Here is a 26,092-nt window from a genome sequence, read left to right on the forward strand (position 1 = left end):
CGTGGCCGCCGCCCCAGGGGACCGGGACCGGTGGGAGGAGGAACTGTTCGGCGGCGCGTACCAGGCCCCGGGCGTACGGCCGGCGGACCGTCCGAAGTACGGCGGGCCCAACCTGCTCGACCATCCCGACGGCGCCTGCCCGCGGTTCGGCTCCTGCCACCTGCGACTGCGCCCCGAGGTGCTGACCCGCGCGACGTTCTGCTTCGGCGACAGCCACCCGGGACCGACGTGTCTCGGCACCGTGGACGTCCCCGAACCGGTACTCGCCGCCCTCCTCGCCGCCACCGCCGACACCGGGGTCAGCCTCGGCGTGGCCGGGATGGACACGGCCGCCCTGGCCCGGGCGCTGCTGCGCCGCCGCGAACGGGACGCGTGGCGCCCCGGGCCCGCCGCACGCTCCCTGGACGACTACGTGGAGGCGCAGGTCCACGGCGAGATCAGCCTGGCCCGGGACGTCGAGGCGCTGGTGCTGGACCCGTCGTTCGAGGACGCCGAGGTGGGCCGGACGCTGGCCGGCCTCGCCGCCCGGCACGGTATCGCGCTGCGCTGGCACGCGGGGTTCGAACTGCCCGCCGACGGGATCGACCCCGACTTCCGCGGCCCGGACATCCCGCCGCTGGCCGCGCGGATCCACGCCGAGTTCGCCCGGCCGGGCGAACCGGTCGACGCCGCGCTCGTCGGCCGGGCGGCGGCCTCGCTGGTCACCGAGCCGGACCGCTGGGCGGACCCGGGGGCGCCGACGGTGACCCTCCAGCACCTCAAGCAGCTCTGGCACGTACTCGTCCGGTTCGGGGCGCCTCGCGCCCGCTGACCGGTTCCCGCCTCCCAGTTCGGTTCCGAGGCGCTCGGTGGTCCCGTGCTCCGGGTGACCCGGGTCGCAACCGCCATGGTCCCCCCATTTCCGGAATGACCGACACGGCAACCTGGTTGTGTCCCCCGTACCTCCCGCCGGTAAACCTCACCGGCGCGGCAGTTCCCCCAAGGGGCGCTCAACCGGAGCGCGTCGCAACGATCGAAAGGGCAACCATCGTGAAGGCCGACTTCACTCGATGGCTCCCGGCCATCGCCAAGACCACGGACCGGTGGCTCCCGGCCATCGCCAAGACCACGAACCGCAAGGCGGTGCTGAGCATCGCCGGCGTCGCCGTCCTCGGCGGCCTCGCCTTCGGCCCGACGGCCGTCGCCGCACCGGTCACCGGCGGCCCCCACGCCGGCGCCGTCGCCGCCATCGACCTCGCCACCGGCAAGGCCCGGCAGGGCGCCACGGCCGAGTCCGCGCTGACCACCGGCGCGGCAAGCGACAAGGCCAGCGGCAAGGCGTCGGCCGACAAGCCGAGCCGGGACGAGTTGATCCCGCACGGCGTCGAGGGCGCGCAGTCGCGTATCCCGCTCGACGACGAGCAAGTCGCCAACGCCAAGGCGATCATCAAGGCCGCCAAGGAGACCGACGTGGGTGAGCGCGGCGCGGTGATCGGCGTCGCCACGTCGTTGCAGGAGTCGAAGCTGTACAACCTCGGGCACCTGGGCGTGTACAACGACTACGACTCGCAGGGGCTGTTCCAGCAGCGGCCGTCGTCGGGTTGGGGCTCGCCCGAGCAGGTAACGGACCCGGACTACGCCGCCAGGGCGTTCTTCGACGCGCTGAAGAACGTGGGCGGCTGGCGGGACCTGCCGCTGACCGCGGCGGCACAGACGGTGCAGGTGTCGGCGTTCCCGTACGCGTACGCGCAGTGGGAGGAGCAGGCGGCGGACATCGTCCAGCAGCTGTGGTGACCCATTTCTGCGCGGCCCTCGGTCGGCCCCTTCCGGGGCCGGCCGGGGGCCTTTCGGTTCCGCCCGGTCGTGGGTGGTCGCGGTGGGGGTGGGGCCCGCCGTGCCCGGCTCCGGGCGGTCACGCTTGATCCCTGCGCCGGTCACGGCGGGCCCCACCAGGTCCGCCCCTGGGGCCGTCCGTCGGGCGGTCCCGGTTCCCGGCGCACGATCCCAACCATTCCCGTACGCCACCGGCGCCCCTCGTGCCATGTGCCTCGTCCGGTTCACTGGACGGGTGGACGACATGATCTGGGATTCGGTGCGGGTGTCACGTGGCTGGTTGGATGCGACGAACGGCGTCGGAGACGCGGAGTTGACCTGCCGAATCCTGAAACTGACGGAGGAGGCCGGCGAGGTCGCCGGGGCGTGGATCGGCGCCCTCGGGCAGAACCCGCGAAAGGGGGTCACGCACACGCGGGACGACGTTGCCGCCGAACTGGCCGACGTGGCGTTCACGGCGCTGGTCGCCATCGAGAGCCTCGGGTTCGAGGCGCGGTCGGCGCTGGCGCAGTGCGCGGCCAAGGTCCGCTCCCGGATTGCTTAGGCCGCCCGCGCCCGGCTCGCCGAAGCCACCTCGCCGGGATTCTTCCCCCTTCCGGGCACGGTCTTTGCCTCGGTGTTCGCGTTGGTGGTGGCCGGTTGAGGTGGTGATCGACTCTCCATGTCGGCGACATGGCGGGCATCCCGGGGCTTGGACACCGCTATGTCGCCGACATGGAGTGGATCAACTCGTCCGGGTGTGTCCGTTTGCGCTGAATATCCGGTCTGGGGGTGTTGGCGGGTGACCGGGGCATCGTCGGGGCGGAATCGTGGCGGGGGTGGGGGCGTTGAACACGGGTGCACGGCCGAGGAGGGCGCCCCACGGGTGGGGTGACCCGGCCCCGGAATGATGGTGGGCCACCGGTCGTTGTGCATGGCCCCGGGCACTGCGACGAGGCAATCCCCGCCCCGATCGAGGCACCCGCCCGAGTGGCAGACCGAGGCGTCTTTGCCTCGACCGGGTCCCCGCCCCGCGGTGCGCGCCGGGCAGATTCTTTCCCCCTTTTTCAGGCTTTCGAGCGCCCTGACGGTGCTCACACCCTGCACAGGCCGTCCCCCATACGGCCCGGGCTGGGTGTCGACCCCCGAATGGAGCTTTGATCATGATGAACACGATGCTGCGTAAGAGCGTTCTCGGTGTCGCCGGTCTCGCGTTCGCCGGTGGCCTCGCCGCCGGCCCCCTGCACGCCACCGCCGCGCACGCCGCCCCGGCGCAGGTGCAGCCGGTCGCGGTGGCCGTGCAGGCCGACAAGCCCGACAGCGGCAAGCTGATCCCGCACGGGGTGCAGGGCGCCCAGTCCCGCATCGACCTTGACGACGAGCAGGTGGCGAACGCAGAGGCGATCATCGCGGCGACGAAGAAGGCCGGCCTGCCCGAGCGGGCTGCGGTGATCTCGATCGCCACCAGCCTGCAGGAGTCGAAGTTGGAGAACCTGGGGCACCTGGGTGACCGTAACGACCACGACTCGCTGGGCCTGTTCCAGCAGCGCCCGTCGTCGGGTTGGGGCACCCCGGAGCAGATCACGGATCCGCAGTACTCGACGACGGCGTTCCTGAAGGGTTTGAAGCAGGTGGACGGGTGGCAGGACATGCCGCTGACCGACGCCGCGCAGACGGTGCAGGTGTCGGCGTACCCGGACGCGTACGCGCAGTGGGAGCAGCAGGCCGCCGACCTCGTCGCCCAACACTGGAACAACTGACCCTGATCCGCCGGGTGAGGTGGATTACGGCGCCGGGCGGAACAGGGCGCCGAGGGGGTACGTTGAACCCGGTGTCGGTGTGTCCAGTGTCCCCGGGCCTCACCATATTGCCTTCGCGGAATACCGTTCGGCTGGAGCCGCGTCGTGCCACTCGCCGAGAGGCGACCTGCACACCGACACCCCGAACCGCCCCCGGCCATGCGGCCGGGGGCGGTTTCGTCTGCCGACCCGAAGATAGGAAGGCGGCTCAGCGGGCGGTACGCGACCGCGCACGACGGGGTGGGGCCCGCCGTGACCGGCGCAGGGATCAAGCGTGACCGCCCGGAGCCGGTCACGGCGGGCCCCAACCCCCCAGCGCAACCATCCACACGCCGGGCAGCAAAAACACGAGGAAAGATTGGTCCCGGGTCGCGGGGACGGCGGGGCCTGGCCTATGTTCGGGGGGTCGGCTTCCCGTCAACGGGGGAGGAGGTGTCCCGGGGTGGGTCTGCGGACCTTCATCGAGGGCTGGCCGGTCTACCGGCAGCTCACCGGCACCGACCCGCTGGGCCGGGGCGCCGCGGCCCGGTCGCCCCGCTCGGCGGCGCTGACCGCGCGCACGGAGACCGCCGACCGCGTGGCCCGCTCCGTCTGCCCCTACTGCGCGGTGGGCTGCGGCCAGCGAGTGTACGTCTCCGACGGCCGGGTCACCCAGATCGAGGGCGACCCGGACAGCCCGATCTCCCGGGGCCGGCTGTGCCCGAAGGGCTCGGCCAGCAAGAGCCTGGTCACCAGCCCGCTGCGGCAGACGAAGGTCCGCTACCGCCGGCCGTACGCCACGGAGTGGGAGGACCTGGACCTCGACACCGCCGTCGACATGATCGCCGACCGGATTCTCGCCGCCCGCGCGGAGACCTGGGAGGACGTCGACGACGCGGGCCGCCCGCTCAACCGGACGATGGGCATCTCGGCCCTGGGCGGGGCGACGCTGGACAACGAGGAGAACTACCTCATCAAGAAGCTGTTCACGGCGATGGGGGCGCTCCAGATCGAGAACCAGGCCCGCATTTGACACTCCGCCACGGTCCCCGGTCTGGGGACCAGCTTCGGTCGCGGCGGCGCCACGGACTTCCAGCAGAACCTGGCCAACGCTGACGTCATCGTCATCCAGGGCTCCAACATGGCCGAGGCCCACCCGGTGGGCTTCCAGTGGGTGATGGAGGCGAAGAAGCGCGGCGCCAGGGTCTTCCACGTCGATCCGCGGTTCACCCGGACGAGCGCGCTCGCCGACACGTACCTGCCGATCCGGGCGGGCACCGACATCGCGCTGCTCGGCGGCGTGGTGCGGTACATCCTGGAGAACGAGCTGGACTTCCGGGAGTACGTGCTGGCGTACACGAACGCGGCGACGATCGTCAGCGAGCGGTTCGCCGACACCGAGGACCTGGACGGGCTGTTCTCCGGCTACGACCCGGAGACCGGCTCGTACGACCAGACGAGCTGGCAGTACGAGGGTCAGGAGAACGGCCCGGCCGGCAGCGGGGGCACCAGCATGCAGCGGGAGACCGCGGCCGGGCTGCGCCACGAGTCGCACGGCACGCCGGTGCCCGAGCGGACCCTGCGGGACGAGACGCTGCGGCACCCGCGCTGCGTGTACCAGATCCTCAAGCGGCACTTCGCCCGCTACACCCGGAGATGGTGGAGCGGGTCTGCGGCGTCCCGCGGGAGAAGTTTCTGGAGCTGGCCCGCGCCTGGACGGAGAACTCCGGTCGCGAGCGCACCGGCGCGCTGGTCTACTCGGTGGGCTGGACGCAGCACAGCGTCGGCGTGCAGTACATCCGCACCGGGGCGATCATCCAGCTGCTGCTGGGCAACGTGGGCCGTCCGGGCGGCGGCGTCCTCGCGCTGCGCGGGCACGCCAGCATCCAGGGCTCCACCGACATCCCGACGCTGTTCAACCTGCTGCCCGGCTACCTGCCGATGCCGCACGCCGACCAGGTCACCTTCGACGACTGGGTCGACAGCATCCGCAACCCCCACCAGAAGGGCTTCTGGGGCAACTCGCGGGCGTTCGCCGCGAGCCTGCTGAAGGCGTACTGGGGGGACGCGGCGAGGCCGGGGAACGACTTCTGCTACGGGTACCTGCCCCGGATGACCGGCGACCACGGGACGTACCAGCAGGTGCTCAGCATGATCGACGGCCGGATCAGGGGCTACTTCCTGCTCGGCCAGAACCCGGCGGTCGGTTCGGCGCACGGCCGCGCCCAGCGGCTCGGCATGGCCAACCTCGACTGGCTGGTCGTCCGCGACCTGTTCATGATCGAAAGCGCCACGTTCTGGAAGAACAGCCCGGAGGTGGCCACCGGGGAGATCGTGCCGCAGGAGTGCCGCACGGAGGTGTTCTTCCTGCCCGCCGCCTCGCACGTGGAGAAGGATGGCACGTTCACCCAGACCCAGCGGCTGCTGCAGTGGCGGGAGAAGGCCGTCGAACCGCCGGGCGACGCCCGCTCCGAGCTGTGGTTCTTCTACCACCTCGGGCGCCGGCTGCGGGAGAAGCTGGCCGGCTCCACCGAGCCGCGGGACCGGGCGCTGCTCGACCTCGCCTGGGACTACCCCACGCACGGCCCGGACGCGGAGCCGAGCGCCGACGCGGTGCTGCGCGAGATCAACGGGTACGAGGTGGCCAGCGGTCGTCTCCTCGGCGGGTTCCCGGAGGCCCGCGACGACGGCTCCACCGCGGTCGGTTGCTGGATCTACAGCGGCGTGTACGCCGACGGGGTCAACCAGGCCGCCCGGCGCAGGTCCCGCCACGAGCAGGACTGGGTGGCCGCGGAGTGGGGCTGGGCGTGGCCGGCGAACCGGCGCACCCTGTACAACCGCGCCTCCGCCGACCCGCAGGGCCGGCCGTGGAGCGAGCGCAAGAAGTACGTCTGGTGGGACCCGGACGCCGGGGAGTGGACCGGGTACGACGTGCCGGACTTCGAGCGGACGAAGCCACCGACGTACCGGCCGCCGGCCGACGCCACCGGGCCCGAGGCGATCGCCGGCGACGACCCGTTCGTCATGCAGGGCGACGGCAAGGGCTGGCTGTACGTGCCCGCCGGCGTGCTCGACGGCCCGCTGCCGACGCACTACGAGCCGGTCGAGTCGCCGGTCCGCAACCCCATGTACGGGCAGCAGGCCAACCCGATCCGCAAGGTGTACGAGCACCCGGCGAACTCGGTCAACCCGAGCCCGCCGCAGGCGCACAGCGACGTCTTCCCGTACGTGTTCACGGTCAGCCGGCTCACGGAGCACCACACCGCCGGCGGGATGAGCCGCACCGTGCGGCCGTTGGCCGAGTTGCAGCCGGAGATGTTCGTCGAGGTGTCCCCGGAGCTGGCCGCGGAGGCCGGGCTGGCGCACCTCGGCTGGGCGCACCTGATCAGCGGCCGGGCCGTCATCGAGGCGAGGGTACTGGTCACCGACCGGCTCACCCCGCTGCGCGTGGAGGGCCGCCTGATCCACCAGCTGTGGCTGCCGTACCACTTCGGCACCGAGGGGCTGGTCACCGGCGACTCGGCCAACGACCTGTTCGGCATGACCCTGGACCCGAACGTGCTGATCCAGGAGAGCAAGGTGGGCACCTGCGACGTCCGGCCGGGCCGGCGGCCGACCGGGCCGGCCCTGCTGGAGCTGGTGGCCGGGTATCGCCGCCGGGCCGGGATCGACCCCGGCCGGGCGGCGCCCGTCGTCACCACCGCCGAGGACGAGAGAGGCGAGGATGCCTGACGCCAACAGCCTCTACGGCCCGCTGGACCCGGCCCCGGACGCCGGCTGGACCGACGCCCCGCCCCGGATGGGCTTCTTCACCGACACCAGCGTGTGCATCGGCTGCAAGGCGTGCGAGGTGGCCTGCAAGGAGTGGAACGGCGTGCCGGCCTCCGGGTTCGACCTGCTCGGCATGTCGTACGACAACACCGGCGCACTGACGGCGAACTCGTGGCGGCATGTGGCGTTCGTCGAGCAGCCCCGCCCGGCCGGGCACCGCACCCCGCCGTTCGCCGGCACGCCCACCGGCACGACGGTCAGCGGGGCGTCGGCGGCGGTGGCCGCCGGCAGCGGCCAGGACACCGGCACGGACCCTGGACTGCCTCCGGGGGAGCCGACCTCGGCCGCCAGGATGGCCGCCGGGCCGCAGTTCCTCGGCATGCCCGGCGCCGCGCCGCCCGGGCGGGCCACCGGCGCCGCCGAGCGCACCGACTTCCGCTGGCTGATGATGTCGGACGTCTGCAAGCACTGCACCCAGGCCGCCTGCCTGGACGTCTGCCCCACCGGCTCGCTGTTCCGCACCGAGTTCGGCACGGTCGTGGTGCAGGAGGACATCTGCAACGGCTGCGGCTACTGCATCCCCGCCTGCCCGTACGGGGTGATCGACCAGCGCAGGGGCGACGGCCGGGCGTGGAAGTGCACGCTGTGCTACGACCGTATCGGCGTCGGGAATACCCCCGCCTGCGCGCAGGCCTGCCCCACCGAGTCCATCCAGTACGGCCGCGTGGACGAGCTGCGGGAGCGGGCCGCCGCGCGGGTGGCCACCCTGCACGAACGCGGCGTGCCGGAGGCCCGGCTGTACGGCCACGACCCCGGCGACGGGGTCGGCGGCAACGGCGCGTTCTTCCTGCTGCTCGACGAGCCCGAGGTGTACGGCCTGCCCCCGGACCCGGTGGTGACGACCCGGGACCTGCCGAGGATGTGGAAGCGGGCCGGGCTGGCCGCCCTGGCCATGGCGGCGGCGGCCGTCGCCGCGTTCGTCGGAGGTGCCTCGTGAGGGCGCGCCGCCCCGAGGTGGGCGAGAGGTTCCGCCGCTTCCTGCGCCGCCTCGACGGCGCCGACCGGCCCGGCGGGGCCGACCGGGACGAGCCCAGCGCGGGGCGCACCGACCGAGCCGCCAACCTGGCACCGGAGCCGCCCCGCCAGCCGGCTCCCGGCGAGCGGCGGCGCCGCGGCGGCGAGGACGTGACCGTGCCCCCGGCCGGGTTCACCTCCTACTACGGCCGGCCCGTCCTCAAGGCGCCGGTGTGGAAGTGGGACATCGCCGGGTACCTGTTCACCGGCGGGTTGGCCGCCGGGTCGTCGCTGCTGGCCGCCGGCGGGCAGCTCACCGGCCGGCCGGTGCTGCGCCGCGCCGGCCGGGTCACCGCCCTGGCCGCGCTCGGCGCCAGCACGTACTTCCTCGTCCACGACCTCGGCCGGCCCGAGCGGTTCCACCACATGCTGCGGGTGGCGAAGCCGACCTCCCCCATGTCGGTGGGCACCTGGATCCTGGCCGCCTACGGTCCGGCCGCCGGGGTGGCCGCCGTCGCCGAGGCCGCGCCGTGGCTGCCCGAGCGGGGTGTGCTCGGGCTGGGCCGCCGGCTGCTGCCGCCGGTCGGGCACGCCGCCGGGCTGTTCGCCGCCGCCGCCGCGCCGGCCCTGGCCACATACCCCGGGGTGCTGCTGGCCGACACGGCCGTGCCGTCGTGGCACGAGGCGTACCCGCAGCTGCCGGTCATGTTCGCGGGCAGCGCCCTGGCCAGCGGCGCCGGCGTGGGCCTGCTCGCCGCGCCCCGCGACCAGGCCGGCCCGGCCCGGCGGATGGCCGTGGCGGGCGCGGCCCTGGAGCTGTGGGCCGCGCACCGGGTGGAGACCGGCCTCGGCCTGCTCAGCGAGCCCTATCGCACCGGCACCCCCGGCCGGCTGCTGCGCGCCGCCCGGGCGCTCACCGTCGCCGGGGCCGTCGGGGCCCTCGCCGGCCGGCGCAGCCGCGTCGTGTCGGCCGTGGCCGGCGCGGCCCTGCTCGGCGCGTCGGTGGCCCTGCGCTTCGGCGTGTTCCACGCCGGCGTCGCCTCTGCCCGCGACCCGAGGTACACGGTGGTCCCGCAGCGGGAGCGCGCCCGGCGGCACGAGCCGCGGATCGACACGCCCGAGCCCTGACCCCACGCTTCGCCCCTCAGCCGGATGGGCGGAGACCCCATGTGGTTAAGTGCTCGGTGGAGGCGTTCAGGCGGCTGGTGCCCCTCCCGGTCTTCAAAACCGGTGTGGCCCGGGATCCGGGCCAGGCGGGTTCGATTCCCGTCCGTCTCCGCCAGGCAGCCACGGGACGCCGCCTCGCCGCGGTGACCAGGGGACTCGGCCTCTTCGAGGCGACCAGGGGGATTCCGCCGCTCCGCGGCGACCAGGGGAGATGACCCGATGCGTGACGGCACGGCCGACCCGCGGCGGCGCGTGCCGCGTACCGACGCGCTGCTCGCCGACCCCGGGCTCGCGGCCGCCGTCGGCGCGCTCGGCCGCGACCGGGTCAAGGCCGCCGTCGCCGCCGCCCAGGACCGGGCCCGCCGCGGCGAGATCACCCCCGAGGGGGTACGCGACGCCGCCCTCGCGGCGCTGCCCGCCCCCGCCCCCCGGGCCGTGCTCAACGCCACCGGCGTCGTGCTGCACACCAACCTCGGCCGGGCCCCGCTGTCCGCCGCCGCCGTCGACGCCCTCGTGGCCGCGGCCGGGCACACCGACGTGGAGCTGGACCTGGCCACCGGCCGTCGGGCCCGCCGCGGCCGTGACGCCCTCGACGCGCTCGCCGCCGCCGTGCCCGACGCGCCGGCGGTGCACGTGGTCAACAACGGCGCCGCCGCCCTGGTGCTCGCCGCCACCGCCCTCGCCGCCGGGCGGGAGATCGTTGTCAGCCGGGGCGAGCTGGTGGAGATCGGCGACGGGTTCCGCCTGCCCGACCTGCTGGCCAGCACCGGCGCCCGGCTGCGCGAGGTCGGCACCACCAACCGCACCACCCTGGACGACTACGCCGCCGCGGTCGGCCCCGACACCGGCTTCGTGCTCAAGGTGCACCCGTCGAACTTCCTGGTCACCGGCTTCACCTCCGCCGTCGGGGTGGACCGGCTGGCGACCCTGGGCGCGCCGGTGGTCGCCGACATCGGCTCCGGGCTGCTCGCCCCCGACCCGCTGCTGCCCGCCGAGCCGGACGCGGCCAGCACGCTGCGCGCCGGCGCCCACCTGGTCACCGCCAGCGGCGACAAGCTCCTCGGCGGGCCGCAGGCCGGGCTGCTGCTCGGCGACGCCGACCTGGTGGAGCGGCTGCGCCGGCACCCGCTCGCCCGGGCGCTGCGGGTCGACAAGCTCACCCTCGCCGCCCTCGCGGCCACCCTGCACCGCCCCGACACCCCCACCCGGGCCGCCCTGCACGCCGACCCCGGCCGGCTGCGCGAGCGTACGGAGCGGCTGCGTGACCGGCTGGCCGCCGACGGGTGCAAGGCCGAGGTGGTGCCCGCCGTGGCGGTGGTCGGCGGCGGTGGGGCGCCCGGCGTCGAGTTGGACTCGTGGGCCCTCGCGCTGCCCGAGCGGTACGCGGCGCCGCTGCGCACCGGCGCTCCGCCGGTGCTCGGCCGCCTCGCCCACGGCCGGCTGCTGCTGGACCTGCGCTGCGTGCCGCCGGACGCCGACGACGCGCTGCGCGCGGCGATCCTGCGCGTGCCCGGGGACGGCTGACGTGTGGGTGGTGGCCACCGCCGGGCACGTCGACCACGGCAAGTCGACCCTGGTCCGGGCGCTGACCGGGATGGAACCCGACCGGTGGGCCGAGGAACGCCGCCGGGGCATGACCATCGACCTCGGCTTCGCCTGGACGGCGTTGCCCTCCGGCGGCACCGTCGCGTTCGTCGACGTGCCCGGCCACGAGCGGTTCGTGCCGAACATGCTCGCCGGTGTCGGTCCCGCCCCGGCCGCGCTGCTGGTCGTCGCCGCGGACGAGGGGTGGATGCCGCAGTCGGCCGAGCACCTGGCCGCGCTGCACGCGCTCGGGGTGTCGTACGGGCTGCTGGCGGTGACCCGCGCGGACCTGGCCGACCCGGGGCCGGCGCTGGCCCAGGCCCGGGATCGGATCGCCGCGACGTCCCTCGGCGACGTGGAGGCGGTGGCGGTCAGCGCGGTCACCGGCGCGGGACTGCCCGAGCTGCGGGCCGCCCTGGACCGGCTCGTCGCCCGGCTGCCCGCCCCGGCGCTCGACGCGCCGGTGCGGCTGTGGGTGGACCGCGCGTTCACCATCCGGGGCAGCGGCACCGTCGTCACGGGCACCCTCGGCGGCGGCCGGCTGGCCGTCGGCGACGAACTGGAGCTGGCCGACACCGGCGAGCCGGTGCGGGTACGGGGCCTGCACCGCCTCGGCGCTGCCCGCGGCCGGGTCGAGGCCGTGGCCCGGGTGGCGGTCAACCTGCGCAACGTCCCGCGGGACCGGCTGGGCCGCGGCGACGCCCTGCTCACCCCCGGTCGGTTCGGCCGCACCGACCTGCTGGACGTGCGGATCGTCGGGGACCCGGCGGCGGACCTGCCGGCCGCCCTCACCCTGCACGTCGGCTCGGCCGCCGTGGCCGCCCGGGTGCGTCCCCTGGGCCCGGACACCGCCCGGCTGCGGCTGGCCCGACCGCTGCCGCTGCTCGTCGGCGACCGGGCGCTGCTGCGCGATCCCGGCCGGCACCACGTGGCCGGCGGCGTCACCGTCCTCGACGTGGCCCCGCCGCCGCTGGCCCGCCGTGGCGCGGCCGCCGCCCGCGCCCGGGTGCTCGCCGATCTGGACGGGCAGCCCGACCTGGCCGGGGAGCTGCGCCGCCGCGGCCTGGCCCGCCGTGGCGAGCTGACCCGGATGGGGGTGCCCGTCACCGCGGCCGCGGTCGCCGGGGACTGGCTGGCCGACCCGGACCACTGGCGCGGCCTCGCCGCCCGGCTGGCCACCGAGGCCGCCCGGTACGCCGCCGAGCACCCCCTGGAGCCGGGCGTCCCGGTGGACGTGCTGCGCCACCGCCTCGGCCTGCCCGACCGGGCGCTGGTCGAGGCCCTCGTCCGCCCGCCGCTGCGCCTGGCCGCCGGCCGGGTCACCGCGGCGGGGCAGGGTGCGCTGCCCGAGCCGGTGGCCCGCGCCGTGGCCCGGGTCCGCGCCGAGTACGGCGACCGCCCGTTCCAGGCCCCCGAGGCGCGCCGGCTGGCCGACCTGGGGCTGGGGCCACGGGAGATCGGGGCGGCCGTGCGGGCGGGCGCGCTGCTGCGGCTGGCCGAGAACGTGGTGCTGCTGCCCGGGGCGGTCGACGACGCGGCCCGCGTCCTGGCCCGGCTGCCGCAGCCGTTCACGCTCAGCGCCGCCCGGCAGGCCCTGGACACCACCCGGCGGGTGGCGGTGCCGCTGCTGGAGCTGCTGGACCGGCGCGGCGTGACCCGCCGGCTGCCCGACGACGCCCGTACGGTGGTCGCCCCGCCCGCGCCGTGAACCCGCGCGACCGCGCCCCGGGGCCGTACGTGGGCGCGATCCCGGCAACCCGGTTCCGGCGGCGGGACGGTCGCCTACCGTGACGGCATGGACCCTGCGGCGACGTGGCGGGACAAGAACCACCGCTGGCGGATCGAGGCGTACCGGGCGCCGGACCTGCGCTTCGCCATCTTCGCCACCAACGGCACCACCGAGTCGGCGCCGCTGTGGCTGTTCGGGATGGCCGCCCTGGCCCGCTGGCTGATGACCCACTCCCTGTCCCTCGGTGACCTGGAGAGCGTCTGAGCGGGGCCGGAAGGGCAGACGGGAGGGGGTGACGGTGGACGGTCGTCTCGGCGAGCTGGCGCTGATCGCCGTGCTGGTGCTGCTGAACGCGGCGCTGTCGGGCAGCGAGATGGCGCTGGTGTCGCTGCGGGAGGGCCAGGTGCGCCAGCTGGCCCGGCACGGCCGTTCCGGGGCCAGGCTGGCGGACCTGACCCGCGACCCGAACCGCTACCTGGCCACCATCCAGCTCGGCATCACCCTCGCCGGGTTCCTCGCCTCGGCGGCCGCCGCGGTGTCCCTGGCCGAGCCGCTGGCCGGGTCGCTGGCAGTCCTCGGCGAACTGGCCCACCCGGTGGCGTTGCTCGCGGTGACCGTGCTGCTCACCTTCGCCACGCTGGTGCTGGGGGAGCTCGCCCCGAAGCGGCTGGCGATGCAGTGGGCCGAACGCTGGGCGCTGCTCGGCGCCGGCCCGCTGGACCTGGTGTCCCGCCTGTCCCGCCCGGCCGTGTGGCTGCTCAGCCGCGCCACCGACGTGGTGGTGCGGCTCTGCGGGGGCGACCCGCGGGCGCAGCGGGCGGAGGTCACCGAGGAGGAGCTGCGGGAGATGCTGGTCAGCCAGCGCGGGCTGTCGGCCCAGCAGCGGGAGATCGTCAGCGGGGCGTTCGACATCGCCGGCCGTACCCTGCGGCAGATCCTCGTCCCCCGCGGGGACATGACCGTGCTGCCCGCCGCGCTCGCCGCCGGGGAGGGGATGCGCCGGCTGGCCGGGGCGGGGCGGTCCAGGGCGCCGGTCGTGGGCCCCGACGGGCGCGAGGACGTGGTCGGGGTGGTGCACATCCGCGACCTGGTCGACGCCGGCGACGACACGGTGGGCGGGCGGGCCCGCCCACCGCTGCTGCTGCCGTCCGGCCTGCCGGTGGCCGACGCGATGCGCCAGCTGCGCCAGCACCGCCAGCAGCTCGCGCTGGTCGTCGACGAGCGCGGCGGCGTCGACGGCCTGGTCACCATGGAGGACCTGCTCGAGGAGGTCGTCGGCGAGCTGTACGACGAGACCGACCGGGACGTCGGCGAGGTGGTCCGGGAACCGGACGGGTCGCTGCTGCTGGCCGGGGACTTCCCGCTGCACGACCTGCCCGACGTCGGGGTGCGGCTGGCCGTCCCGCCGTCGCGGGACTACACCACGGTGGCCGGGCTGGTCCTCGCCGGGCTGGGACGCGTGCCGGCCGCCCCGGGGGAGTCGGTTCGGCTGCCCGGGCTGACCGCCGAGGTGGTGGAGATGTCCGGCCGGGCGATCCGCCGGGTCCGGCTGCGCGGCGAGGCGCTGCGCGGTTGAGCCGCCCCGACCCGGTGTTCCCCGGCCGGGCACCCGGACGGGGGAACGCGACCCGCTCCGGCCGCCGCGCGCCCCGCACGGCCGTACCGTCCCCAGGGTGAAGGACCGAGGAATGCGTACGGTCGTCGCGGTGCTCGCCGGCCTCGCGGTCATCTACTTCGGCAGCAAGGGCCGTAGCCCCGAGGAGGGCGGTGGGGTGTCCAGCGGCGTGGTCGTGCTCGCCGTGCTGGCCGCCGCGCTGGCCTGGCACCTGACCCGGCCGAAGGACGGCGCCACCAAGTGAGCGGCCGGGTCAGCCGGCGGCGGTGCGGGTGACCTCCGCGGCGGACTCCTGCCCGAGGGCGACCCGGACCAGCGCCGAGGCGAGCCGGCCGAACTCGTCCTCGCCGACCAGCCCGGCCAGCCCCTGCGGGTTGGCAGGCAGACCCAGCCGCCTCGCCCCGGACAGGGTCCGCCGGTCGGCGTACGGGCGCACGTCCGGCCAGACCGTCTGCGCCTCGCGCAGGAAGATGTCCGCGCCGGTGGGGCCGATCCCGGGGAACTCGGTGAGCAGCCGGCGCAGCGCCTGCCGGTCCCCGTCGGCCTCGCGGTGCAGCCGGCGCAGGTCGCCGCGCCAGCGGTCCAGGCACAGCCGGGCGCCCGTGCCGAGCATCGTGGCGGTCCGCTCGTCGTAGCGGCGGTAGTGCCCTCGGCCCAGCGCGTCGACCCGGTCCTGCCAGCTCGCCGCCTCCATCGCCTGCGGCGTCCGGTAGCCGGCGGCGATCAGCTCCCGGGTGGCGGCCACCGCGACGCTCGCCCGGATGCGGGTGCTCAGCAGGGTGGCCAGCACCAGCAGCTGGTACAGCGGGGCGGGCCGGTCGGCGAGCCGGATGCCCGCCTCCTCGGCGTACGTGCGGCCCTGCCGCTCCAGCAGGACCTGGGCGGTCCTCCGATCGTCTGCTGCCACGACCCGTGGGTACCCGCTGGCGGGCCACCCACCCGTGCACGCCCGGCGGCATGGCGGCCACGGCGGCGGGTAACCCGTCGTGGGCGCGGCTCAGCGCGCCTCCCACCCGGAAGGGAGATTCCCGTGACGAACCCGCAGCAACCCGAGCTGCGCCGCAACGCGCGCAACGACGCGGTGCAGGACGCCAAGGGCCCCGGCACGTCCGGCCATCCCCGCAACAGCGGCACCTCCCAGGGCGACCGCGGCCGCACCGTGCCGCGCGGCCAGGTCTCGCCGTACGGCCCGGCCGGCGCGCAGGTCGCCGACGACGAGAGCGACTCCGGGCGCTGACAGGTCAGGGCCGGGAGTCCGGCGGTCGCAGCCTCCCCAGGGTGGCCGCGGCCGCCGTTCCGTACGCCAGGTGCGGCACGACGTCCGACAGCCAGTCGGACCTGCTCCACCGGCGCGGGTCGCTGACCCGCAGGGCGGCCAACGACCCGTCCGACATGGCCATCACGCCCGCGCCGAGGGCCGCCGCCGCGAGGGGCAGCGGGACCCGGCGGCGGCCGGCGAGCGCGGCGTACGCGGTGGCGCCGGCGATGCCCGTGGCGTACCCGATGAGGGCGCCGAGGCCCGAGCGGCGGTTGGCCGCCCGGTCCTCCGGGCCGAGGTTCACGTGCGCGAGCCGGGCGAGGCGGCGGGCGCTCTCCTCGGGGGTGCTGCTCGCCGGGCGGGCGCGCAGCACCATGTCGAGGTAGGTGACGAGGTTGAGCGCGACGGTGCCGACCGCGCCGGCGACGGCACCGTCGAGGGCGCCGGGGCGGCTCACTTCGGGTCGCCCGGTTCGCGTTCGCCCTTCGGCCCGTACGTCCGTTCCCCGCGTACGACGCCGCGCTGTCCCCGGTCCTCCTGCAGGATCCGGTTGGCGACCTGGTCGGCCTCCTGGTCCGCCGCCCGTCCGGAGTTCTCGATCAGATCGCGCAACCGCGCCCGCTCCTTGTCGTACGCGCTGCTGCCCGGCCGTGGTCCTGGCATCGTCGCCTCCCGAAGTCGCTGTGGCCGTGTTCAGCCGTCTACCCGGCTGCGTCGGGGCCAACCGTCGCCGCGACGGGGCCGCCGGTCACCCGCCGGCGCGGACCACGGCGACGGGGCAGTCGGCGTGGTGCAGCACGGCGTGGCTGACCGAGCCGAGGAGCAGGCCGGTGAACTCGCCGTGGCCCCGCGCGCCGACGACCAGCAGCTGCGCGGCGCGGGACGCCTCGGTGAGCGCCGCGACGGGTCGGGCGTGGGCCACCACCCGTTCGACGGGGACGCGCGGGTACCGCTCGGCGAGCCCGGTCAGCGCCCCGGCCAGCACCCGATCCTCCTCGCCGCGCAGCAGGTCCGGGTCGTGCACCAGGGGCTGCATGTCGCCGGGCCCGGCGGAGGCCGGGTGCCGGTAGGCGTGCACGGCCCGCAGCGGGGCGCCGCGCACCGCCGCCTCGTCGGCGGCGAACCGCACCGCGGCCCGCGACAGCGCGGAGCCGTCGACCCCCACCACGACCGGTCCGTCGGTGCGTTCGGCGCCGCGGGCGACCAGCACGGGGCATTCGGCGTACGCGGTGACCTGGCCGGCGACGGAGCCGACCACCAGGGCGGCGAACCCGCCCAGCCCCCGGTCGCCGAGGACGATCATCGCGGCGGTGGGTGACTCGCCGACGAGCACGGCCGCCGCCTCCCCGTCGACGACCTCGCCGGTGACCCGCACCCCGGGGGCGGCCGCCTCGGCCTCGGCCACCGCCTGCGCGACGAGCCGTTCGGCCTGGGGGCGCAGCCCGCCGCCGGACGGCGCGTCGCGTGGTGGGCCGACCGGCACGCGTAGCAGCGGCCAGATGAAGCCGTGCACCACGCGCAACGGCAGGCGTCGCCGGGTCGCCTCCGCGGCGGCGAGCCGGATCGCCCGTCGGGCCGGCTCCGAGCCGTCCACGCCGACCACCACCGCCGCGCCGTCGTCCACCGCCGTACCTCCCGTGGGCTCGCGGCCAGTATCCCGGCCGGGCCGGGGCCGCCGGGGCGATACCGCGAAGGCCGCCGGGATCGGTACGCTGGCGCGAACCGCCGAAGAGGGGCAGTGTCGATGGAAGAGGCCGACCAGCCGAGCACCGCACGTATGATCGACTTCTGGCTGGGCGGGGAGCACCACTTTCCCGTCGACGTGGCCGCGGCCCGCGCCTTCGAGGGCGCGTACGGCCCGTGCGCCCCGCTGTTCCGCCAGATGCGCGGGTTCCTCGGTCGGGCGGTGCGTGCGATCGCGGCGGCCGGGGTGGACGGGTTCCTCGTCTTCGGCGCGGGTGTGCCGACCCGGGGCAACGTGCACGAGGTCGCCCCGGAGGCGACCGTGCTCTACACCGACGTCGACCCGGTGACGATCCGCCTGGGCCAGCGCATCCTGGCCGGCAGCGACCGGGCCGGCTACGGCTTCGGCGACGCCACCGACGTCGGCACGATCGACCCGGCGCTGCTGCACCGGTTCGTGCCCGGCTGGGGGCGGCGCCCGGTCGGGGTGGTCTTCCTCGGGCTGGCGGCGTTCCTCGACGACGCGACCCTGGCCGGCACCCTCGACGAGCTGTACGCGGCGGTGGCGCCGGGCAGCTTCCTGGCGGTGGACTTCGACAGCGAGGAACTGGCGACGCACCCGCAGGCCCTGGCGATGATGGGGCCGGCGTTCCGGATGCGTCCGCCCGCGGCGTTCGCCCCGCTGCTGGGCCGGTGGACGCCGACGGACGACGGGATCGTCCCGGTGCAGCACTGGCGGCCGGAGGAGCCGCCGGCGGACCTGCCCGACGCCTTCTACGGGGCCCTGGCCACCAAGCCCGCCGCCTGACCGGCGCGGGCCCGCCCGCGTCGGACCGCCTGCGGGCCACGACTTCCAGGTGACCGTGCCCGACAGCCGTGTTCCCGCCCCTGCCGCGGGCAGAGCCGTCGACCGTGCCCGTGCCCTGTCAGGTTCCCTCCGTATGATGCTTGCCCTACAGCAAGAGTTGTCGGAGGGTGATTATGCCGGACGCGTCCGCAACCGTGTCCCGCGCGCTGCGGGAGGCGCCGCCCGACCGGTTGGCGGAGGCTGCCGACCGGGCCATCCGCGCCCGGTTGGGCGCGTCGCGGACGGACGTGTTCGTCGCCGACTACCGGATCAGCGGGCTGTGGCCGGTGCTGGACCCGGAGCTGCCGGACGCCGGCTTCCTGGCCTGTCACGGCCTGGCGCAGCGGTGCTTCAGCAGCCAACAGCCGGTGCTGGACGGGGCCGGGGACGGGCGGTGCCGGGTGTACCTGCCGCTGACGGTCTGGGGCGAGCGCCTCGGTGTGCTGCTGGTGGAGCTGCCGGCCGGGCCGTCGCCGGCCGTCCTGGAGGCCGCCGGGGACATCGCCGGCGAGCTGGCGCTCGCGCTGCGCGCGGCCGACCGGGGGACCGACAGGTACCGGCGGGCCCGGCGCCGGGAACGGCTGAGCATGGCCGCGGAGATGCAGTGGGACCTGCTGCCGGGGCGCAGCGTCACCCACGGCGCGTTCCTGCTGGCCGGTCAGCTGGAGCCGGCGTACACCGTGGGCGGCGACCACTTCGACTGGTCCGTCGACGGCGACCGGCTCACCGTGACGGTGCTCAACGGCGCGGGCACCGGACTGTCGGCAGCCCTGTTGACCGCGGTGACGGTCAATGCCATGCGCAACGCCCGCCGCTCCGGCGGCAGCCTGGTCGAACAGGCGGAGCTGGCCTCGGACACGATCTTCTACCAGCACCGGGGCAACCGGCACGTGGCGACGCTGCTGCTGGAGCTGGACGCCACCGACGGCCGGGTCCGGGCCGTGGACGCCGGATCCCCGCACGTGCTGCGACTGCGCGGCGGCTCGGTGGTGCGGGTGCCGCTGGAGCAGCAGCTGCCGCTGGGCATGTTCGCCGAGACCCGCTACGAGGTGCAGGAGTTCGGCCTGGAGCCGGGCGACCGGCTGTTCGTCGTCAGCGACGGCGTGTACGCGGCGGCCCCCGGCGGCCGAGAGCCGTTCGGGGAGGCGGCGATGGCGCGGTCGATGCGCGCGACGCGCCTGCAGCCGGCGACCGAGGCGGTTGGTACGGTTATGCGCGGACTGCAGTCCTACCACGCCGAGCGCGATCTGCGTGACGACGCGGTGGTCGTCTGCCTCGACTGGCACGGCCGGGGCGGGGGAGCGGGCGGCGGGACGCGGTGAGACGGGCCGTAGCGGGACACGAGCGGGAAATCGCAGGGGACGTCGGGTGGAGCAATCTTCGGATCTCGCCGCGGCGATCGACGCTGCCGCCGTGGCGCTCGTCGATGTGCTGGACGCCGCGGGCGTGCGGCACCGGATGACCGTCTCGCCGACGCAGCTGCGGGTGCTGTCGCTGATCAGCAGCCGCCCGGTGACCAACGTCAACGGGCTCGCCGAGCTGCTGGACGTGGTGCCCTCGTCGGCGAGCCGGCTGTGCGACCGGCTGGAGGCGGTCGGCCTGCTGCGCCGGGTGACCGATCCCCGGGACCGCCGCGAGGTCCGGCTGGTGCCCACGCCGACGGCCGAGGCCCTGCTGCGGGAGCTGCGGGAGCGCCGGCAGCGCGCCGTGCGGGCGGTGCTGGACCGGATGCCGCCCCGGACGCAGCAGGAGCTGCTGCTGGGGCTGCTGGCGTTCGCGCGGGCCGCCGCGTCGGAGGCACAGCCGGACTCGTCCGCCCGTACCGCCTGAACGCCCGCCCGCCGGCCGACCCCCTTCGACAGCTAGGAGCGTGTCTCAGTAAAGGGCACCCGCCTTGCATCTCGTGATCTTTCATACGGAATGATCCGGGTATGCGTCGTGAGGATGGGCTGTTCGAGGTCGAGCCGGTCGAGCCGAAGCGGACGCATCGTGCGGCGGCGGTGGACAAGACCTTCCGGGTGTTCGACCCGCGCCAAGTCCTACTGCTGCCGCCGTCGCTTGACGACTGGCTGCCCGAGGACCACCTGGCCCGGTTCGTCGCGGACCTGGTCGACGAGGTGCTGGACCTGGGGCCGGTCCTGGCCGACTACACCGAGAAGCGCGGCTACCCGCCGTATGATCCCCGGCTGATGGTGCGTCTGCTGATCTACGGCTACACCACCGGTGTGCGCTCCTCGCGGGCGATCGGGCGCAGGTGTGTCGACGACGTCGCGTTCCGGTTCCTGGCCGCCGACCAGGCACCTGACTTCCGCTCGATCGCCCGGTTCCGCCGCCGCCACCTGGACGCGCTCGCGGGCCTGTTCACCCAGTCGCTGCACCTGGCCATGAGGCTGGGCATGGTCAAGATGGGCCGCGTCGCCCTGGACGGTACGAAGCTGGAGGCTAACGCCTCCAAGCACAAGGCGATGAGCTACGGCCGCATGGTCGACAGGGAACAGCAGGTCGAGGCCGAGATCGCCCACCTGGAGGCCGCCGCCCAGGCTCTGCTGGCCGACGCCGAGGCCACCGACACCGCCGAGGACGCCACGTTCGGCGCCCACGGCAAGGACGCGGATCTGCCCGCCGAGCTGGACCGGCGCGAGAAGCGCCTCGCACGATTGCAGGCTGCCCGTGCCCAGATCGAGGCCGAGGCCGCCGAGAAAGCGCGACGCCACGCCGAGGACAAGGAGCGCCGCCGCCAGCAGCGCACCGGCACCAACGACGAGCGGGCCATCGCCGACGCCGGCGAGGCCGCCGCCGACAAGGCCCGCCCGAAGCCGAAGGCCCAGGCCAACTTCACCGACCCCGACTCGCGGATCATGAAGAACAGCGACGGCGCCTACATCCAGGCCTACAACGCCCAAGCCGTCGTCGACGAGCAACACCAGGTCATCACCGCAGCCGACGTGACGACCAACGCCTCCGACGCGCTGAACTACACCACCATGCTCGACCAGTCCGCCCAGAACACCAGCACCCATCCCAGGCAGGCCCTGGTCGACGCCGGCTACTGCTCCGAGGCCAACCTCGAAGCCGCGAAGGACCGCCACCTGTCCTGCGGCACCGACACGTTCATGGCCACCGGACGACTCGGCCACGACGAACAGGTCCCACCCGCGCCCCGCGGACGCATCCCCACCAACGCCACCCTGAAGGAACGCATGGCCCGCAAGCTACGGACCAAGCCCGGCAAGGCTGCCTACAGCCGCCGCAAGGCCATCGTCGAGCCCGTCTTCGGCCAGATCATGACCTGTCAGAACGGCCGCCAGCTCCTCCTACGCGGCGAGGACGGTGCCCGAGGCGAGTGGCGCCTGCTCGCCGCCTGCCACAATCTCCGCAAGATCTTCCGGCACGCGGGAACCGCTGGACTCACCGCCCTGGCCAGCTGACCGGCCCGACCGCCGACCAGGTCACCAACTCTTCCGGCCCGACACCCAACGGGCAGGACCCCCTGACAGCCCCCCAACAGCCCGGACAACCCCGCCACCACCAATCCACCGATCACGGATAGCGGGCCCCTTGCCCGTTACTGAGACACGCTCCTAGTGTCCTAGGACGAGCTACACGACGTGATCGCCCCCACAGTCACACGAACGCCCCAACAACGCGGACGCAGCCTCCGGGGAGGCGAAAGCGAGCCCGATATAGTGGCAGCGCAACGCGTCGGCCCGTGATCACCGCGGTTTCGGGCCGTACCAGGGGAGGTCCCAGCCCGGGATCGCACAAGGCGCCGGCGAGGGCCGGCCGGCAACGCGCACGTGCCTCCGCAGCGCCCGCCGCGGCGCCGGATCGTGCTGCGGAGGGAGGTTCGGTGTCGCGTCGGCCGGTGGGGGCGCAGCCCCCGGAGACCACCGGCGGCCCGGGCGCCGCGCCGAGCGGGGATCGGGTGCTCACCGTGCCCAACCTGATCAGCTTCGTTCGGCTGCTGGGCGTGCCGCTCTTCCTCTATCTGCTGCTGGTCGCGCACGCCGACGTGGCCGCCGTGGTGGTGCTCGCGATCGGCGGCACGACCGACTGGGTGGACGGTTGGATCGCCCGCCGGCTGCGCCAGGTCAGCCGTCTCGGCGAGCTGCTGGACCCGCTCGCCGACCGGCTCTACATCCTGGCGACGCTGCTGGCGTTCACGACCCAGGAGGTGGTGCCGTGGCAGTTCACGGCGGCGCTGCTGGCCCGGGAGTTGTTGCTGCTGGGGTCGCTGGGGGTGCTGCGCCGGCACGGGTACGGCCCGCCGCCGGTGCACTACGTGGGCAAGACGGCGACGTTCCTGCTGCTGGCCGCGTTCCCGATCCTGCTGCTGGCGCACGCCACCACGGCGGTCACCGCGACGGTGGCCGGTGCGGTGGGCTGGGGCCTGGCGTGGTGGGGCCTGGTGCTGTACTGGGCGGCCGGGGCGCTCTACGTGGTGCAGGCGGCGCGGCTGGTGCGGGCCGCCGGGTCGGGGGGAGTGGCGGCATGACGGGGCCGCAGCGCGCGGGGACGAGCGGTGAGGGCCGGGGTCCGGCGACCCGGGTGTACGCGCCGGACTTCCTGATGGAGTTGTTCCGCAAGCCGTTGGATCCGGGGTACGAGGACGCGGCGGCCCGGCGCCGGGAGTCGCCGCCGCCGGCGGGGTGGCGGGCGGCCTCGACGCGTTCGGTGAGCCTGTTGGTGATCGTGGTGGTGGGTTTCCTGTTCGCGGTGGCGTACCGGCAGACGGTGGCGGAGGAGCCGGGGCGCAGCACGGCGCGGGCGGGTCTGGTGGCGCAGATCAAGGAGCGCGAGGCGGAGACGGACGAGTTGGCGGCGCGGGCGGACCGGCTTCGGGAGGAGGTCGGTCGGCAGCGGGACGCGGCGTTGAGCGGTTCGCAGGCGTCGCGGCTGCGCACGCTGGAGGCGGGCACGGGCCTGGGCCGGGTGCGCGGTGACGGTGTGGTGGTGCGCCTGGCGGACGCGCCGGCGAAGGACAAGAACGCGGTGACGGGGTCGTCGGCCGGTCCGCCGCGGGTGTTGTACACGGATCTGCAGAAGGTGGCCAACGACCTGTGGGCGGCGGGCGCGGAGGCGGTGGCGATCAACGGTCAGCGGTTGACGGCGACGTCGACGATCCGGGCGGCGGGCGAGGCGATCCTGGTGGATTTCCGTCCGGTGACGGGGCCGTACGAGGTGTCGGCGGTCGGGCCGAGGTCGTTGCGGGAGCGGTTCGAGGACAGCCGGGCGGCGTTTCTGATGCGGGACCTGGTGGAGTCGGTGGGGTTGTCGTTCCAGGTGCGTGAGGTGGACGACCTCACCCTGCCGGCGGCTCCGGAGCCACGGCTACGCTACGCCGAGCCGTCGGTCAGTCCGAGTCCGCTCGTGTCGGGTTCGCCGGTGGCGCCCAAGTCCAGTCCCGGGCCGACCGGTTCGGGTTCGTCTCCCAGCCCCTCCGGAGGTGGCCGATGATCGCGGTGCTGGCGTTGCTCGCCGGTGTGGTCCTCGGGGTGTACCTCGATCCCAGTGTTCCCGCGGCGCTGCAGCCGTACCTGCCGATCGCCGTGGTCGCCGCGTTGGACGCGGTGTTCGGCGGGGTGCGGGCGAAGCTGGATCGGATCTTCGACGACAAGCAGTTCGTGGTGTCGTTCATCTCGAACGTGCTGGTGGCGGCGCTGATCGTGTATCTGGGCGACCAGTTGGGGGTGGGTGGGCAGCTGTCCACCGGTGTGGTGGTCGTGCTCGGGGTGCGCATCTTCGGCAATGTGGCGGCGATTCGCCGGCACCTGTTCCGGGCGTAGGTGTGTGGCGATGAGCGAGGAGCAGGGCGGGACGGGGACGGGGTGGCCGGGGGCGGTTCCGGGGCGTGCGGGTGGGCCGGCGGGGGAGCCTGATCCGCGGCCGGAGGCGCCCGATGCGGACGAGATCAGTCCGTTGGCGCCGGAGGGTGAGCCGGGTGACGGGCAGCGGCCGTCGCCGGAGGCGGAGCCGGGCGCCGACGGGTCGGCGGGTTCGGCCGGTGGGTTGGCGGCGGCGGGGCGGCGGTTCACCTCGGCGGGGGTGATGATCGCGCTGTTGCTGGGGTTGTTGGGTTTCACGCTGGTGGTGCAGTTGCGGACGACGTCGACGGATCCGACGACGGCGGCGACGCGGCAGGAGGACCTGGTCCGGATCTTCTCGGATCTGGATTCGCGGGAGAAGCGGCTGCGGCAGGACATCGAGTCGTTGGAGGAGAGCCAGCGGCAGTTGCGTTCGGGTGAGCAGGGTCGTCAGGCGGCGTTGGAGGAGGCGACGCGTCGGGCGGACGAGTTGGGGATCCTGGCGGGGACGTTGCCGGCGCGGGGGCCGGGGTTGGCGGTGCGCTTCGAGGCGGGGACGAAGCCGATTTCGGCGTACCGGATTCTGGACGCGGTGCAGGAGTTGCGGGGTGCGGGCGCGGAGGCGATGCAGATCTCGACGGGGGATCAGGCGCCGGTGCGGATCATCGCGTCGACGTACTTCCTGGACGGGGAGGACGGTTCGTTGGTGGTGGACGGGCGGCGGTTGACGGGTCCGTTCACGATCACGGTGATCGGTGATCCGGCGACGATGGCGACGGCGTTGAAGATTCCGGGCGGGGTGGCCGCATCGGTTGCCGGCGACGGCGGTACCGTGATCGTCGAGGAGCGTGATGTTGCCGAGGTTTCGGCGCTGCACGCGCCTGTGAAGTTGGAGCACGCCCGTCCGGTCTCCTGACCGGCGCGGTGGCGCCGGTTCTTCCGGTGCGACGATGGTCGACGACGGTGAGGGACGTCTGGTGATTCCTGAGGATCTGCGGTACACCGCCGAGCATGAGTGGGTGGCGGGTGACGGGTCGGGTTCGGTCCGGGTCGGCATCACGCACTTCGCGCAGGACGCGCTGGGCGACATCGTGTACGTCCAGTTGCCGGAGGCGGGCGCGGAGGTCGCCGCGGGTGACTCGTTGGGTGAGATCGAGTCGACGAAGAGCGTGTCGGAGATCTACGCCCCGGTCAGTGGGACGGTGGTGGCGCGTAACGAGGCGTTGGCGGACGCCCCCGAGGTGATCAACTCGGATCCGTACGGTGCGGGTTGGTTGGTGGAGATCACGCCGGGTGATCCGGCGGCGGTGGACGGGTTGTTGACCGCTGGTGCGTACCGGGAGCTCACCGAGAGCTGAGTGTCCGTTGGGCGTGCGGGGTTGTTTCCGCGCGTCCGGTTGCCCTGTATTTCGGCGCTGGCTAGGCTCGCCCAGTCGACCGAGAACCAAATAGTTGAGCGTTGCGGAATTGCCTTTGCGGGCACGGGGAGCCAGCCGCCGGGTGTGTACGTGCCCGGCGGCCAGACCCGCCATTACCCGACGCCGACGCGAAACAGATCCGTGAGGTGATCCATGACGCGCCCAGACGACGAGTTCACCCCGCTCGACGTCACTTCGACGCTCAATCTCGGTTCGCTCGAAGAAGTACTGGAGGGGCCGGACACCGATGTGGTGCCGAGCCGGATGTCCGGTTCGTTGCCGCCGGGAATGGCGCTGCTGGTGGTTCGTCGGGGTCCGAACGCGGGTGCCCGGTTCTTGTTGGATCATGATGTGACGACGAGTGGTCGGCACCCGGACAGTGACATCTTCCTGGACGATGTGACGGTGTCGCGGCGGCACGCGGAGTTCCACCGGGACGGTGGCACGTTCACGGTGCGGGACGTGGGAAGCCTGAATGGCACGTACGTGAACCGGGAGCGGGTCGAGGCGGCCACGTTGAGTAATGGTGACGAGGTGCAGATCGGTAAGTTCCGGGTGGTGTTCATCGCCGGTCCGCGTCCGGAGGAGGCCGGCCGGGGGTGAACGAGCCTGCGGCTTCGATGCCGGCCGGGG

General features: G+C 74.4%; 26 protein-coding genes, 1 tRNA gene and 1 pseudogene. 24 read left to right on the top strand and 4 right to left on the bottom strand.

Annotation, left to right across the window (positions count from 1 at the left end):
• Window position 1: 1 nt before the first annotated feature.
• The 13 genes and pseudogenes from ABGB16_RS19185 to ABGB16_RS19245 all read left to right on the top strand — a co-directional run bounded on the left by ABGB16_RS19185 (window position 2) and on the right by ABGB16_RS19245 (window position 14,693).
• Window positions 2-811 (top strand): DUF3626 domain-containing protein, encoded by an 810-nt coding sequence (locus tag ABGB16_RS19185; RefSeq protein WP_347669458.1) that lies wholly within the window; start codon window positions 2-4, stop codon window positions 809-811.
• A 218-nt stretch (window positions 812-1,029) separates the two neighbouring features.
• Window positions 1,030-1,773, top strand: coding sequence for a hypothetical protein (locus ABGB16_RS19190; protein WP_347669459.1), 744 nt, complete (start codon window positions 1,030-1,032; stop codon window positions 1,771-1,773).
• Window positions 1,774-2,047: 274 nt separating this feature from the next.
• The gene (locus ABGB16_RS19195) at window positions 2,048-2,356 is read left to right on the top strand and encodes a MazG-like family protein (protein WP_347669460.1); all 309 of its coding nucleotides are present in this window, start codon (window positions 2,048-2,050) and stop codon (window positions 2,354-2,356) included.
• A 601-nt stretch (window positions 2,357-2,957) separates the two neighbouring features.
• Window positions 2,958-3,551 carry a hypothetical protein gene (locus tag ABGB16_RS19200; RefSeq protein ID WP_347669496.1) on the top strand — a complete coding sequence of 198 codons (594 nt, stop codon included), beginning with the start codon at window positions 2,958-2,960 and terminating at the stop codon, window positions 3,549-3,551.
• Window positions 3,552-4,032: 481 nt separating this feature from the next.
• Window positions 4,033-7,301: pseudogene (fdh, locus tag ABGB16_RS19205) on the top strand (formate dehydrogenase).
• A complete protein-coding gene (locus tag ABGB16_RS19210) occupies window positions 7,294-8,337 on the top strand; it encodes a 4Fe-4S dicluster domain-containing protein (RefSeq protein WP_347669461.1) in 1,044 nt (347 codons plus the stop codon). The pseudogene fdh and the gene ABGB16_RS19210 overlap by 8 nt, the downstream one beginning before the upstream one ends.
• Window positions 8,334-9,482, top strand: coding sequence for an NrfD/PsrC family molybdoenzyme membrane anchor subunit (gene nrfD / locus ABGB16_RS19215; protein ID WP_347669462.1), 1,149 nt, complete (start codon window positions 8,334-8,336; stop codon window positions 9,480-9,482). Before ABGB16_RS19210 ends, nrfD begins: the two co-directional genes overlap by 4 nt.
• Window positions 9,483-9,540: 58 nt before the next feature.
• Window positions 9,541-9,636: transfer RNA gene (locus ABGB16_RS19220), tRNA-Sec, on the top strand.
• A 104-nt stretch (window positions 9,637-9,740) separates the two neighbouring features.
• Complete coding sequence (selA, locus tag ABGB16_RS19225; RefSeq protein WP_347669463.1) at window positions 9,741-11,045, top strand: L-seryl-tRNA(Sec) selenium transferase; 1,305 nt, start codon at window positions 9,741-9,743, stop codon at window positions 11,043-11,045.
• 1 nt (window position 11,046) lies between these two features.
• On the top strand, window positions 11,047-12,813 hold the full coding sequence (selB, locus tag ABGB16_RS19230; protein WP_347669464.1) for a selenocysteine-specific translation elongation factor: 1,767 nt from the start codon (window positions 11,047-11,049) through the stop codon (window positions 12,811-12,813).
• Window positions 12,814-12,900: 87 nt separating this feature from the next.
• Window positions 12,901-13,098, top strand: a complete 198-nt coding sequence (locus ABGB16_RS19235; protein WP_347669465.1) for a hypothetical protein — start codon at window positions 12,901-12,903, stop codon at window positions 13,096-13,098.
• Window positions 13,099-13,132: 34 nt separating this feature from the next.
• Complete coding sequence (locus ABGB16_RS19240) at window positions 13,133-14,410, top strand: hemolysin family protein (RefSeq protein ID WP_347669466.1); 1,278 nt, start codon at window positions 13,133-13,135, stop codon at window positions 14,408-14,410.
• A 97-nt stretch (window positions 14,411-14,507) separates the two neighbouring features.
• Window positions 14,508-14,693: a hypothetical protein gene (locus ABGB16_RS19245; RefSeq protein ID WP_347669501.1), complete on the top strand. Its 186-nt coding sequence runs from the start codon at window positions 14,508-14,510 to the stop codon at window positions 14,691-14,693.
• Window positions 14,694-14,702: 9 nt separating this feature from the next.
• Here ABGB16_RS19245 and ABGB16_RS19250 read toward each other — a convergent pair whose 3' ends face one another.
• Window positions 14,703-15,356 (bottom strand): hypothetical protein, encoded by a 654-nt coding sequence (locus tag ABGB16_RS19250; protein WP_347669467.1) that lies wholly within the window; start codon window positions 15,354-15,356, stop codon window positions 14,703-14,705.
• A gap of 123 nt (window positions 15,357-15,479) precedes the next feature.
• Between ABGB16_RS19250 and ABGB16_RS19255 the strand changes: the two genes are divergently transcribed.
• Window positions 15,480-15,686, top strand: a complete 207-nt coding sequence (locus tag ABGB16_RS19255; RefSeq protein ID WP_347669468.1) for a hypothetical protein — start codon at window positions 15,480-15,482, stop codon at window positions 15,684-15,686.
• 4 nt (window positions 15,687-15,690) lie between these two features.
• On the opposite strand, the gene ABGB16_RS19260 is transcribed toward ABGB16_RS19255, so the two are convergent.
• The 3 genes from ABGB16_RS19260 to ABGB16_RS19270 form a co-directional block, all read right to left on the bottom strand.
• Complete coding sequence (locus ABGB16_RS19260; RefSeq protein ID WP_347669469.1) at window positions 15,691-16,164, bottom strand: hypothetical protein; 474 nt, start codon at window positions 16,162-16,164, stop codon at window positions 15,691-15,693.
• Window positions 16,161-16,370, bottom strand: a complete 210-nt coding sequence (locus ABGB16_RS19265; RefSeq protein WP_347669470.1) for a phosphatidylethanolamine-binding protein — start codon at window positions 16,368-16,370, stop codon at window positions 16,161-16,163. The genes ABGB16_RS19260 and ABGB16_RS19265 overlap by 4 nt, the downstream gene beginning before the upstream one ends.
• Before the next feature lie 85 nt (window positions 16,371-16,455).
• A complete protein-coding gene (locus ABGB16_RS19270; RefSeq protein WP_347669471.1) occupies window positions 16,456-17,331 on the bottom strand; it encodes a universal stress protein in 876 nt (291 codons plus the stop codon).
• Between the two features lie 120 nt (window positions 17,332-17,451).
• On the opposite strand from ABGB16_RS19270, the gene ABGB16_RS19275 reads away from it, so the two are divergent.
• The 10 genes from ABGB16_RS19275 to ABGB16_RS19320 all read left to right on the top strand — a co-directional run bounded on the left by ABGB16_RS19275 (window position 17,452) and on the right by ABGB16_RS19320 (window position 26,062).
• Window positions 17,452-18,198, top strand: coding sequence for an SAM-dependent methyltransferase (locus ABGB16_RS19275; protein WP_347669497.1), 747 nt, complete (start codon window positions 17,452-17,454; stop codon window positions 18,196-18,198).
• A gap of 173 nt (window positions 18,199-18,371) precedes the next feature.
• Window positions 18,372-19,559 carry a PP2C family protein-serine/threonine phosphatase gene (locus tag ABGB16_RS19280; RefSeq protein ID WP_347669472.1) on the top strand — a complete coding sequence of 396 codons (1,188 nt, stop codon included), beginning with the start codon at window positions 18,372-18,374 and terminating at the stop codon, window positions 19,557-19,559.
• A 46-nt stretch (window positions 19,560-19,605) separates the two neighbouring features.
• Window positions 19,606-20,067, top strand: a complete 462-nt coding sequence (locus tag ABGB16_RS19285) for a MarR family transcriptional regulator (protein WP_347669473.1) — start codon at window positions 19,606-19,608, stop codon at window positions 20,065-20,067.
• 119 nt (window positions 20,068-20,186) lie between these two features.
• On the top strand, window positions 20,187-21,665 hold the full coding sequence (locus ABGB16_RS19290; RefSeq protein WP_347669498.1) for an IS1182 family transposase: 1,479 nt from the start codon (window positions 20,187-20,189) through the stop codon (window positions 21,663-21,665).
• Window positions 21,666-22,102: 437 nt separating this feature from the next.
• Window positions 22,103-22,732, top strand: coding sequence for a CDP-alcohol phosphatidyltransferase family protein (locus tag ABGB16_RS19295; protein ID WP_347669499.1), 630 nt, complete (start codon window positions 22,103-22,105; stop codon window positions 22,730-22,732).
• Window positions 22,729-23,694: a DUF881 domain-containing protein gene (locus ABGB16_RS19300; RefSeq protein WP_347669474.1), complete on the top strand. Its 966-nt coding sequence runs from the start codon at window positions 22,729-22,731 to the stop codon at window positions 23,692-23,694. Before ABGB16_RS19295 ends, ABGB16_RS19300 begins: the two co-directional genes overlap by 4 nt.
• Complete coding sequence (locus ABGB16_RS19305) at window positions 23,691-24,023, top strand: small basic family protein (protein ID WP_347669475.1); 333 nt, start codon at window positions 23,691-23,693, stop codon at window positions 24,021-24,023. Before ABGB16_RS19300 ends, ABGB16_RS19305 begins: the two co-directional genes overlap by 4 nt.
• Before the next feature lie 10 nt (window positions 24,024-24,033).
• Window positions 24,034-24,957, top strand: coding sequence for a DUF881 domain-containing protein (locus tag ABGB16_RS19310; RefSeq protein ID WP_347669476.1), 924 nt, complete (start codon window positions 24,034-24,036; stop codon window positions 24,955-24,957).
• 61 nt (window positions 24,958-25,018) lie between these two features.
• Window positions 25,019-25,399, top strand: coding sequence for a glycine cleavage system protein GcvH (gcvH, locus tag ABGB16_RS19315; RefSeq protein WP_347669477.1), 381 nt, complete (start codon window positions 25,019-25,021; stop codon window positions 25,397-25,399).
• 213 nt (window positions 25,400-25,612) lie between these two features.
• Window positions 25,613-26,062: an FHA domain-containing protein gene (locus ABGB16_RS19320; protein ID WP_347669478.1), complete on the top strand. Its 450-nt coding sequence runs from the start codon at window positions 25,613-25,615 to the stop codon at window positions 26,060-26,062.
• The last annotated feature ends 30 nt before the right edge of the window (window positions 26,063-26,092 follow it).

The sequence above is a fragment of the Micromonospora sp. B11E3 genome (genome assembly GCF_039871625.1).
GTDB lineage: Bacteria > Actinomycetota > Actinomycetes > Mycobacteriales > Micromonosporaceae > Micromonospora.